Source organism: Salipiger sp. PrR002, from assembly GCF_010500775.1.
Taxonomy (GTDB): Bacteria; Pseudomonadota; Alphaproteobacteria; order Rhodobacterales; family Rhodobacteraceae; genus Salipiger.
The window spans coordinates 43,354-53,993 of sequence record NZ_JAAGOU010000032.1; the positions used below are offsets into that span (position 1 = coordinate 43,354).

Here is a 10,640-nt window from a genome sequence, read left to right on the forward strand (position 1 = left end):
GGCCCTGAACCGCCCCGACACCGACATCTCTCTTCTTGAGGTCAAGACTTGCCCCATCGCGCCCACGCCTCGCGCAGGCTCCGCCCTTTGCGCCGCCTTCTGGCACCCGCACGGCTGCGGAGGCTCATCCGCCAGAACGAAATAGCTCTGACGGCGCTCGCAGCCTGTATCGGGCTTGTCGCCGGTGGGGCCGTGATGGGTCTGCAGGCGGTGATTCATCTGATGGGGCATTGGATATTCGGCGCCAGCGGATATCTCAGCGCCAGCGAGACGCTCGAGCCGCTGCGTGCCTTTGGCGGGCCGGTCATCGGCGGTGCGCTGATGGCGCTCTCTTACTACTTCGGGCCGCGCTGGTTTGGCCGGATCGCGGACCCGATCGAGGCAAATGCGATCGCGGGTGGTAAAATGAACCTCGCAGGAAGCCTCTTCCTGTCGGGGCAGACCGTGGTTTCGAGCGGCTTTGGTGCTTCGGTGGGGATGGAGGCGGCATACACGCAGGTCACTTCCGCCCTTGCCTCGCTGAGCGGCCAGCGTCTGCGCCTGAGACGTGAGGACATGCGGCTGTTGGTGGCTGCCGCCGCTGGCGCAGCGATTGCCGCAGCCTTCAATGCGCCGCTCGCAGGGGCCTTTTATGCCTTCGAGCTTGTTCTGGCGGGCTATTCCGCCGCCGCCGTGCTTCCGGTTCTGGCCGCAACTCTGTCGGCGACCGCAATCGCGCGCCTTCTGGGCGGAAACACGGGCGGATGGCTTTTCTATGCCGGGGACGTTCCCGCCAAAGCCTATCCTGCGCTGATCGTCATCGCCTTGACCGCGGCGGCTTTGGGGATCTTGCTCATGTGTTCGGTATCCTGGGCCGAGCGGGCCATGCGCAAAACCCGCCTGCCGGGCTGGAGCCACCCACTTCTTGGCGGCGTTCTTGTCGGTCTGCTGGCGCTCGAAAGTCCGCAGGTGCTGTCGTCGGGCCATGGCGCGATGGACGTTGTCTTGGCGATCCCGTTCCCTGTTGAAACGCTGCTTTGGTTGCTCGGGCTCAAGATGCTGGCCTCGGTCATCTCGCTCGGTTCCGGATTTCGTGGCGGGCTCTTCTTTGCGTCGCTGCTTCTGGGGGCACTGCTTGGAAAATCGGTGGGCGCCCTATGGATCACGACGTTCGACATGCAGCTTCCGGTGATCATCTTCGCGATCGTGGGCATGTGCGCTTGGGCAACGGCGGTGATCGGCGCGCCGATGGCGATGAGCTTTCTGGCGCTTGAACTCACGCAGAGCCTGCCTTTGGCTTTGTCCGTGCTGTTCTCGGCGCTTGTGGCCTCTGCGATCGTGCGGCAATTCTTCGGCTTCAGCTTTTCCACTTGGCGATTCCATCTTCGCGGCGAAGCCATTCGGTCTGCGGCGGACGTCGGCTGGCTGCGGGATCTCACGGTCGGTCGCCTGATGCGCCGCAGCATCGTCTGCCTTCCCGCCACAATGACAGTCGGAGAGGCCCGGCGGCGGTTCGCGCTTGGGTCCACAAAGGCCGTGCCGCTGGTCGACGACACCAAGACATATCGCGGCCTTTGTGCCCTGACGGATCTTCATGCCGAGGCCCTCGACCCGAAGACCCCATTGGCGGACATCGCCATCCATACCAACGCATGGCTGCTTCCGGCGCAGAATGTGCAAGACGCGATCCGCGTCCTGTCGCGGCACGAAGCGGACATGCTTGCTGTGCTTGGCCCAGATCGGGACGTGCTTGGCATCGTCAACGAGCAATACTGCCTCAAGAGATACGCTGAAGAAATGAACAAACGCCTATATCCTGTGCGCCGCTAAAGGTGACACAAGTGAAGCAGTCGCCGCGGATTTGGCGTGGCACGACCGGCCTGAAAGCGGCGAGACAACTTCTTAAGGGCAATAAACTAAAAAGAAATCTCGGGTTTTTGGCACGTGTCCCGAAGGCCCCTCCGCAGGTGATGCCATGTCTCGGCGATCTGCTCCCATGAAGTGCAAGAAATCTGGTTCTTTTGGGGGAAGCAAGTTAGCCGCTACCCCGATCTCGTGCTTCAGATCGTTGCTCGCATAAACGGCTCGGGGCGGAAGAAAACAAATGCTCAACAGGACAGAAAAATGAACAGACGTACCCTTCTCAAGACCAGCGTGGCAGGCCTCTTTTTTGCCGGCACCACGGGTGTCGCGCCGCTGTTTGCTGCGCCCTCCGAGGTGCCCGAGCGTATCAAGGCTGCCGGAAAGCTTCGTATTGGCGGCGTGACCGATGCCGCCCCGACTTTCCGCAAAGACATGCGCAGCGACGAATGGAGCGGGATCTTCATCGACGTTGGTCGGGCGCTGGCCGAAGACATGGGCGTGGAACTCGAGATCGTGACCACGACTTGGGGCAACAGCGTGCTTGACCTTCAGGCGGACAAGATCGACCTGATGTTCGGGCTGAACCCGACGCCCGAGCGCCGCAAGGCCATCGATTTCTCGGACGCCGTCTTCAACAACGCCTTCACGCTGATCTGTCACGAAGACGCCATCTTCGAGACTTGGGAAGAGTACAACCGCCCCGAGATCCGGATCGCTGTCGACGCGGGCTCGTCGCATGACGCCACCGTGACGCGGATGCTGCCGAAGGCGACCATCCTGCGCTTCGAGAGCGTGGCAGAAGCGTCGATCGCGCTGCAATCGGGCCGGGCCGACGCGCAGTGCTTTGTGATGATGCTGGGCCTGCCTGTGGTCAAAAAGAACCCGTCGATGGGCACCATCGTCGCGCCGGAGCCGCTGCAGGCGACCACCTCGCACGCGGGCTTCCAGCGCACCGGGGACACCGCTCTGCAGGATTACGTCAACGCTTGGCTCGCCGAACGCCGGGAGAGCGGTTTCATCCAAGAGGCCGTGATCCGCAATATGGCGCTGGTTGGCGTGACGCCGGAAGACTTCCCGGCAAACGTCCAGCTCTGATCCTGAAACCGAAAGACTGACAGACATGTACCAATGGGATTTCCTCTCCGTCTGGGAGTATCGTGACCTGCTGCTGAGCGGCCTGAAGGTCACTTTGTTGCTGGCCGTCGCGGTGATCGTGGTCGGGCTGATCCTCGGGACGATCAACGCCTTGGGCGCGCTCTCGAAATTTGCTCCGATCCGCTATCTCTCCATTTCCGTGATCGAGCTGTTCCGCTGCACTCCGGTGCTCGTGACGCTCATTTGGATCTACTACGCGCTGCCAATCCTTATCGGAGTGGAAATCTCGGCCATGATGGCCGCTTTCCTTGCCATCATGCTCTACGGTGCAGCGTTCTACTCAGAGATCGTTCGGGCCGGCATTCAGGGCATCGACCCGGGTCAGGCCGAGGCGGGCGCCGCCATTGGCCTGACCGAAGGGCAGGTGCTGCGGCGGATCATCCTGCCGCAGGCCATCCGCAAAATGGTGCCGCCGCTGGTCAACCAGTCGGTCATCAACCTCAAGAACACCTCGCTGGTCTCGGTCCTCGCCGTTCCTGACCTGCTCTACGAGGGCAAGATGATTTCCCATGAGACCTTCCGACCGCTCGAGGTCTTCACCACGGTCGCGCTTATCTACTTCGCCATCCTGTTCCCGCTGACGATGCTGGTCCGCCGGCTGGAAGCGAAACATGGCGTGAAACACTGAGGCCCAGATGATGATCAGAATTGACGGACTCCAAAAGAGCTACGGCTCCAACCCGGTCCTGCGCGACATCAACCTGCGCATCCCCAAGGGCGAGGTTGTCGCGCTGATCGGACCCTCCGGTTCGGGCAAGTCGACCCTGCTGCGCTGCCTCAACGTGCTGGTCGAGCCCAACAGTGGCTGTATCGAGATCGGCGGCACCCGGATGGTCTTTGGCGAAGGCAGCCGCGGAATCCGCGGCAAGGATCTCGTCGGCTTTCGCCAGTCGACCGGCATGGTCTTTCAGCATTTCAATCTGTTCCCGCATATGACCGTCATCGGCAATGTGATGGAAGGCCCGGTGACCGCGCGAAAGATGCCCAAGGACAAGGCGCGCGCCCTCGCCATGAAGCAACTCGAAGCGGTGGGTCTTGCGGATAAGGCCGACGCTTGGCCGTCGTCGTTGTCGGGCGGGCAGAAGCAGCGTGTCGCAATCGCAAGGGCAGTGGCCATGGAGCCCGATGTGATGCTCTTCGACGAAGCGACCTCGGCGCTGGATCCCGAATTGGTCGGCGAGGTCCTCGGCGTGATGCAAAAGCTGGCCTCGGAGGGGATGACCATGATCGTTGTCACCCACGAGATGGCCTTTGCCCGCGAGGTCGCAGACCGGGTCATCTTCATGGCTGGCGGCTACGTGGTGGAAGAAGGCCCCGCCAAAGAGGTCATCGACAATCCCAAGCAACCGCAGACGAAAGCCTTCCTTTCGCACTTCCACGGGGCATAATCATGCATGTTATCGTCATCGGCGCCGGGATCACCGGCGTTGCCACTGCCAAGCGCCTCGCCGAGGCCGGGCATGACATCACGCTCGTGGAGCCGACAGAGATCGGCGGCACCAACAACGCGGCCTATGGCAATGGCGCGCTGGTCAGCAACGGTTTCATGGTTCCGATTTCCAGTCCCGGCCTGTGGCGGCAGGTGCCCGGCTATCTCGTCACCAAGGATGCACCTCTGGCGGTTCGCTGGCGCGACTTCCCGGGGCGCGCCGTCTGGGGGCTGAAGTTCCTTGCGGCGGGCGCCACAGTGCCGCGACAGCGCAAGCTCGCCACCGGGCTGGCGCCGTTGGTGAAGGATGCTCCGGCACTGCATGCCGAGATGATCGCAGGCACCGCCGCAGAGCCTCTGCTGAAGCGCGAGCCGGTCTATTATCTCTACCCCACCGAAGAAAGCCGCCGTGCCGATGGCACCTGGGCCGTCCGCAAGGACTTTGGCATTTCCTGCTCGGAGAAAAGTCTCGAAGACCTGCAGCAGAGCATCTCGGGCTTGCCGAAGGGCTATGTCTGCGGCAGCACGATCAACGAGTCCGGCTATTGCCTCGACACGTCGGGCTATATCAAGGCGCTGCTGGCAGCCATCCCTGCGGAGCGGCTTACCATTCTTGCCGAGCGCGCCTTGGGGTTTGTGCTTGAAGAGGGCAGGGTGACCCACCTGAGGCACAGCGGCGGCGAGACGGCCTGTGATGCCGTCGTGATTTCTGCGGGCCACGCCAGCGGACCGCTCGCCGCGGAGCTGGGCGACCGCGTGCCGCTTGGCGCCGAGCGCGGCTATTGCATTCAGTACCGCACGAACCCGACCGGGCTGACCCAGCCGGTGATGCTCGCCGACCAGCGGATCGCGATCACCCCCAAGCTGCCCGGTTTGCGGGTCGCCGGACAGGTCGAGATCGCAGACCCGGACGCTCCGGCCGACTGGAAACATGTAGAGATCCTGCATCGCCGGGCTGTCAGCGTCTTTCCCGAACTGGAAGGCCACGATGCAGACGCGATCCGCTGGATGGGGGTGCGGCCCTCGATGACCGACTGCACGCCGGTGATCGGGCGCGCTTCGCGGGCCAGCAATGCGATCCACGCCTTCGGTCACGGACATATCGGGTTCACCGCCTCTGCCCGTACCGCGCGCATCGTCGATGACCTTCTGAGCGACCGCGCCCCCGACATACCGCTGGCGCCGTTTTCCCCCCGGCGGTTCGCTGGCTGATCGCCGCCGCGTCGCACGAAGACCGGCACCCGCGGGTGCCTCTGCTTCCTCTATTCAGGCCGCCGCGTACCTCGCGTTGCGGCAGCGAGAAAGACTTGAAATGACACAACATGCCGAGCGCCAATGGCTGGAAGATTTTGAAGGGAGGCCGGTCCCTGACACTGTGGTGACCGGTGGCCGCGGGGGCTGGCTTACCATTCGGGGCGAGCAGCCCGCCTATGAAGCGGTCTCGGGGCACAGCTGTCTGAACCTTGGACACGGCAACCCCGAACTTCTGGCGGTCGCGAGCGAAGCACTGGCGCGGCTGTCCTATTGTTCGCCTGAAGAGGCGAGCGTTGAAAGCCTTGATCTGGCGCGTCGTCTGAGTGCCCTTCTGGGCGGTGACTATATGGTCAAATACGCCCTGAGCGGCGCCTCGGCCAATGAGGTCGCCCTCAGCATCGCACGCGGAAACTGGATTGCCGCGGGGCGCCCCGAAAAGCGCATCTGCCTCGCGCTTGATCGCAGCTACCATGGCCAAATCGGGGCCGCGACAGACCTCACAGGCTTCCCTGCCTTCAAGGGAGAAAGTCGTGGCGACGGCCCTGAGGTTGTCCATGTGGCGAGCGCCTATGACTCCGAGACAGGAAAGGCGCGGCCTCTCGATGCGCTCTGCGCGCAGCTCGAACGGGACATCTCTGCGATCGGGGCTGACCGTATCGCCTGCCTCTTCGTCGAGCCGGTGAATTTCGCCGGGGGGGTCATCGTGCCTCCCGAGGGATACCTGAAGGCCGTGCGAGAGATTTGCTCGCGGCACGACATCTTGCTGGTCGTTGATGAGATCATCACTGGTTTTGGCCGTACCGGCGCTTGGTTCGGCTTTCAGCATGAGGCAATCCGCCCGGATATCGTGACCATGGCCAAGGGTCTTACTGCCGGGTATTTTCCACTGGGTGCAGTGGCCGTCGACCGTGGCATCTATGACCGGCTGAACCAGCAGAATTACCCGTTGCGGAAGGTGATCACCATGGCCGGGCATCCCGTCGGCTGCAGCATCGCCATCAAAGCGATCGAGATCGTCGAGCGGGATGGGCTGATCGGCAGAGTGCGGGAAAGCGAGGCCGTTATCAAAGCCGCGCTGCACAGCTTGGTCGGTGCGCATATCGTCAAGGCGGTCAGAGGCAAAGGCCACCTTTGGGGGATCGAGTTCGCGCAGTGCGGCGCGCATGCCGCCGCAGAGATCGCCGAACGGATCAGCCAAGACTGCAGAAAACGGCGCTGCATTGTCGCCGCCGCCGATGGCATCATTCGCATCAATCCGCCGCTGAATATGAGCGCCGAAGAAAGGTCGCAGATGCTTGCGGCGCTTTGCGATGCGGTGCAGGCAGAGGAAAAGCGGATGACCGAGGCCGGGGTCTTCTGAAGTATGCAGCGGATCGCGTGAGCCCGCGCGCCGCGTAGTGGGCGGGGGCACCACGGGTGTTGAGCTGGTGGAAATCATCTTTGCATAGCCGGGCCCGACGTTCGCCGTGGCGCCCCTCCGCCCGCTGTCCGCGTAGGCGCAGGGTGGCTTTGCCGACGCCAGGATGATCCGGTTCCCGCTGTCGCGGGATAATCAATGGACGTCATGAGCCACGCGCATATATCATGACGGAGACCCGGTGTGGTCCTCGACCATCAGAGCAAGGCCTCCCTCATGCTTCGTGAAAACATAAACGACCTCATAGCCTTGGCGGCAGTTGCCGAGGAGCGGAGCTTCACCCGCGCGGCGGCCCGGCTCAACGTGTCGCAGTCGGCCCTGAGCCATACGATCAAGGGGCTCGAGCAGCGGCTCGGTCTGCGCCTGCTGACCCGGACCACGCGCTCTGTGGCGCCGACGTTGGAGGGCGAGGACCTCCTGGCGACGCTCAATCCCTGTTTCGAGATGATCGAGGCGCGGCTCAAGGCGCTGAATGACGCGCGCGATCAGCCCACCGGTACGGTGCGGATCGTCGCGGTGGAATACGCCATCGACAGCATCCTCTGGCCCAAGCTCTCGCCGGTGCTGAAGCAATACCCTGCGGTGAACGTCGAGTTCGTCATGGACTACGGCTATACCGATCTAGCGAGTTCGCAATGCGATGCCGGGGTGCGTTACGGCGAACAGGTGAGCGAGGGTATGATCTCGATGCGCATCGGCCCGGAGGAGCGGATGATCTGCGTCGGTGCCCCCGAGTATTTCGAGGCGGCGGGCACCCCGCAGGTGCCACACGATCTGGCCGAGCATCGCTGCATCAATTTGCGGCTGTCGACCCATGGCGCGCTTTATGCTTGGGAATTCGAGGACAAGGACGGCAACGAGATCCGCGTGAAGGTTTCGGGCCAGACCTGTTTCAACACGATCAACCCGGTGATGCGCGCGGCGGTAGACGGCCACGGGCTCGCGCTGATCCCCGAACGGCTGGCGGCGGAGCATCTGGCCTCTGGGGCTCTGCAGACCTGCCTTGACGACTATTGCCCTTACTTCCCGGGGTTCCACCTCTACTACCCGAGCCGGCAGCGTCCGTCTTCGGCTTTCGAGGTGGTTCTGGAGGCTTTGCGAGAGCGGGGCTGAGCCATTCATGAGACGCTGTCATGAGTGGGTTGGCCCAATCGGGCATTAAGGTTCCGCGGCACCCGACCACATGAAGGGGGCAACCGGAACCAGCCCGACAGGAGCTCCCATGAAGACCTATGTTGCCGCTTCGGCCCTCGCCCTCATGACCACCGGCGCCACCGCGCAGGAGGTGTCCAGCACCCTGCCATCCGCCGTCGGCGCCGTTGCGCCCGCGCTTGAGGCTTATTCGACCAATGATCTTTTCGGCTCTGTCTGGGCGGGGGAAGAGCTCTCCATGCGCGACCGCGCGCTTGTCACCTTTGCGGCGCTGATGACGCGGCACGAGACCGAGAACCTCGGCAGCTATGTCGAGCTGGCGCTCGACGCGGGCGTGACCCCGGCCGAGCTCTCGGAGACGATCACCCATCTCGCCTTCTACACCGGTTGGGGTAATGCCACCGCCGCCGCCGAGGCGATGGCGCCGGTCTTTGAGGCGCGCAGTGTCACGGCAGAAGACCTTCCGGCGCTCGAGCCCGAGCTGCTTCCGATCAATGAGGAGGCCGAGGCCGCCCGTGAAGAAACCGTGCGCGGCAACTTCGCCAATGTCAGCATGGGTGTCGTCGACACCACGCGCGAGCTGCTGTTCAACGATCTGTGGCTGCGCCCGGCACTGGAGCCCCGCGATCGCAGCATGGTGACCGTCGCCGCGCTGATCGCCGCCGGTCAGCCCGAGCAGATGACCTTCCACTTGGGTCGCGCGATGGACAACGGGCTGACGCAGGAAGAGGCGGGTGCCATGCTGTCGCATCTCGCCTTCTATGCTGGCTGGCCCAAGGTCTTCTCGGCGCTGCCGGTGGCCAAGCAGGTCTTCGAGGCCCGAGCGAACTAAGTCTTCGGGCGGCGGGGCTTCGGCTCCGCTGCCGCAATTCAGGAGTACAGCATGAAGATCGGCATTCTCGGATCGGGTCTGATGGGCGGCAAGCTCGGCACGTTCTGGGCGGCCTCTGGCCATGACGTCACCTTTGCCTATGCGCGCATTGCCTCGAAGCTGGAGCGCCTTGCGCGGGAGAGCGGCGGGCAATCGGGAACCATTGCCGACGCCGTGGCCGAGGCCGACGCGCTGCTTCTGGCGGTGCATTGGTCGCGGGTCGGCGACGTGCTGGAGCAGGCGGGCGATCTGGCCGGAAAGGTGGTGCTGAACTGCTGTGTGCCGCTCGACGAAGCCAACCGGGACCTCGTCGTCGGCACCACCTCCTCCGGCGGCGAGGAACTGGCCCGGATGCGCCCGAAGGCGCGCTGGGTGTCGTGCTTCAATACAACGCCCTCCGAGAGTTTCGCGCCGGTTTTCGCCCGCAAGGGGCAGGAGCCCGCGCCGCAGGTCTTCACCTATGGTGACGACGCGGGTGCCAAGGAAATCGCCGGCCAGCTCATCCGCGACATCGGCTTCGAGCCGCTCGACACCGGCGGGTTGCGCAACGGCCGTTATGTCGAGCCCTTTGCCATGGCCACAGTCGAACTGGCTTACGTCCAACCGGGCGGGCCAGCGCTTACCTACAGGTTCACCAAGCTGCGCGGCTGACCGCGCAGCGAGACAGAAGGAGAAAGACAATGAAAATCATCCGCGCAGGCAGCATTCCTTCCGGCCCCGGTCCCGAGGACTACTTCACCGGCACCGTGCGCATCGACCCGATGTTCCAGGCCGACGCGCCCGGCCGCACAAGCGGCGCGCATGTCACCTTCGAGCCCGGCGCGCGCACCGCGTGGCACACCCATCCGGCGGGCCAGACCATCATCATCACCTTCGGCAAGGGTCGTGTGCAGCGCGAAGGCGGCCCGGTCGAAGAGGTCACTGCCGGTGACATCGTCTTCTTCCCGGCCGAGGAAAAGCACTGGCACGGCGCCGCGCCGGGAAACGCCATGTCGCACATCGCCATCCAGGAAAGCATCAACGGCTCGCCGGTGACTTGGATGGAGAAGGTGGCCGACGAGGACTACAACGGCTGATCCGGCAAACCGCCGTTCTTGAGGATCGGGTGCGTTTCTGTGCCCGGTCCTTTCATGTTTCGGGGGCGGTGGTGATGCGATGCCGATGCCGATGCCGATGCCGATGTTGGGGCGGGGCGCAGCCCGCCTGATCGCCCGGCCATTCTTGAGGCAGGCACAACGGCGCTGACGAGGTTTCGCCCCATAGCACGGAGGCGCTGGAAATCGAGGCGCAGGAAAACGCGGCCCGGCAGCATGGGGGGCGCGAGACTTTCGACACGGATTAGGGCAGCCAGTTCACTCGCCCGCGCTTCACGCAGCCCTTTCTGGACGCGACCGTTAAGATCTCCGTGGACCGCCGGGGATGCTGGAAAGACGACGTCGTGATCGAACGACTAGGGTCAGGATTCAAAACCAGTAGATGACGAGGGCGGCTAGAGCGACGGCCGAAAGGAAGACCTTCGG

At 63.7% G+C, this 10,640-nt stretch carries 10 protein-coding genes; all 10 read left to right on the plus strand.

From position 1 onward, the window contains the following. The first annotated feature begins 87 nt into the window (after positions 1 to 87). A complete protein-coding gene (locus G0A00_RS21660) occupies positions 88 to 1,809 on the plus strand; it encodes a chloride channel protein (protein ID WP_164184505.1) in 1,722 nt (573 codons plus the stop codon). A 294-nt stretch (positions 1,810 to 2,103) separates the two neighbouring features. Beyond that, positions 2,104 to 2,937, plus strand: a complete 834-nt coding sequence (locus G0A00_RS21665) for a transporter substrate-binding domain-containing protein (RefSeq protein WP_164184504.1) — start codon at positions 2,104 to 2,106, stop codon at positions 2,935 to 2,937. A gap of 25 nt (positions 2,938 to 2,962) precedes the next feature. Beyond that, complete coding sequence (locus tag G0A00_RS21670) at positions 2,963 to 3,625, plus strand: amino acid ABC transporter permease (protein WP_164184503.1); 663 nt, start codon at positions 2,963 to 2,965, stop codon at positions 3,623 to 3,625. A 10-nt stretch (positions 3,626 to 3,635) separates the two neighbouring features. Further along, on the plus strand, positions 3,636 to 4,385 hold the full coding sequence (locus tag G0A00_RS21675; protein WP_164184542.1) for an amino acid ABC transporter ATP-binding protein: 750 nt from the start codon (positions 3,636 to 3,638) through the stop codon (positions 4,383 to 4,385). A 2-nt stretch (positions 4,386 to 4,387) separates the two neighbouring features. Beyond that, complete coding sequence (locus G0A00_RS21680) at positions 4,388 to 5,638, plus strand: FAD-binding oxidoreductase (protein ID WP_164184502.1); 1,251 nt, start codon at positions 4,388 to 4,390, stop codon at positions 5,636 to 5,638. 100 nt (positions 5,639 to 5,738) lie between these two features. After that, on the plus strand, positions 5,739 to 7,040 hold the full coding sequence (locus tag G0A00_RS21685) for an aspartate aminotransferase family protein (RefSeq protein ID WP_164184501.1): 1,302 nt from the start codon (positions 5,739 to 5,741) through the stop codon (positions 7,038 to 7,040). A 273-nt stretch (positions 7,041 to 7,313) separates the two neighbouring features. Further along, the gene (locus G0A00_RS21690; RefSeq protein WP_164184500.1) at positions 7,314 to 8,210 is read left to right on the plus strand and encodes a LysR family transcriptional regulator; all 897 of its coding nucleotides are present in this window, start codon (positions 7,314 to 7,316) and stop codon (positions 8,208 to 8,210) included. A 109-nt stretch (positions 8,211 to 8,319) separates the two neighbouring features. Further along, the gene (locus tag G0A00_RS21695; RefSeq protein WP_164184499.1) at positions 8,320 to 9,081 is read left to right on the plus strand and encodes a carboxymuconolactone decarboxylase family protein; all 762 of its coding nucleotides are present in this window, start codon (positions 8,320 to 8,322) and stop codon (positions 9,079 to 9,081) included. 51 nt (positions 9,082 to 9,132) lie between these two features. Then, positions 9,133 to 9,771: an NADPH-dependent F420 reductase gene (locus tag G0A00_RS21700; protein WP_164184498.1), complete on the plus strand. Its 639-nt coding sequence runs from the start codon at positions 9,133 to 9,135 to the stop codon at positions 9,769 to 9,771. Positions 9,772 to 9,800: 29 nt separating this feature from the next. Then, positions 9,801 to 10,196 (plus strand): cupin domain-containing protein, encoded by a 396-nt coding sequence (locus tag G0A00_RS21705; protein ID WP_164184497.1) that lies wholly within the window; start codon positions 9,801 to 9,803, stop codon positions 10,194 to 10,196. Positions 10,197 to 10,640: the final 444 nt, after the last annotated feature.

What these genes read in the sequence shown, in the direction of transcription:
- G0A00_RS21675 (WP_164184542.1), top strand. Translation starts at nt 3,636, where the DNA reads ATGATCAGAATTGACGGACTCCAAAAGAGCTACGGCTCCAACCCGGTC.
- G0A00_RS21690 (WP_164184500.1), top strand. Translation starts at nt 7,314, where the DNA reads ATGCTTCGTGAAAACATAAACGACCTCATAGCCTTGGCGGCAGTTGCC.
- G0A00_RS21695 (WP_164184499.1), top strand. Translation starts at nt 8,320, where the DNA reads ATGAAGACCTATGTTGCCGCTTCGGCCCTCGCCCTCATGACCACCGGC.
- G0A00_RS21685 (WP_164184501.1), top strand. Translation starts at nt 5,739, where the DNA reads ATGACACAACATGCCGAGCGCCAATGGCTGGAAGATTTTGAAGGGAGG.
- G0A00_RS21705 (WP_164184497.1), top strand. Translation starts at nt 9,801, where the DNA reads ATGAAAATCATCCGCGCAGGCAGCATTCCTTCCGGCCCCGGTCCCGAG.
- G0A00_RS21670 (WP_164184503.1), top strand. Translation starts at nt 2,963, where the DNA reads ATGTACCAATGGGATTTCCTCTCCGTCTGGGAGTATCGTGACCTGCTG.
- G0A00_RS21680 (WP_164184502.1), top strand. Translation starts at nt 4,388, where the DNA reads ATGCATGTTATCGTCATCGGCGCCGGGATCACCGGCGTTGCCACTGCC.
- G0A00_RS21700 (WP_164184498.1), top strand. Translation starts at nt 9,133, where the DNA reads ATGAAGATCGGCATTCTCGGATCGGGTCTGATGGGCGGCAAGCTCGGC.
- G0A00_RS21665 (WP_164184504.1), top strand. Translation starts at nt 2,104, where the DNA reads ATGAACAGACGTACCCTTCTCAAGACCAGCGTGGCAGGCCTCTTTTTT.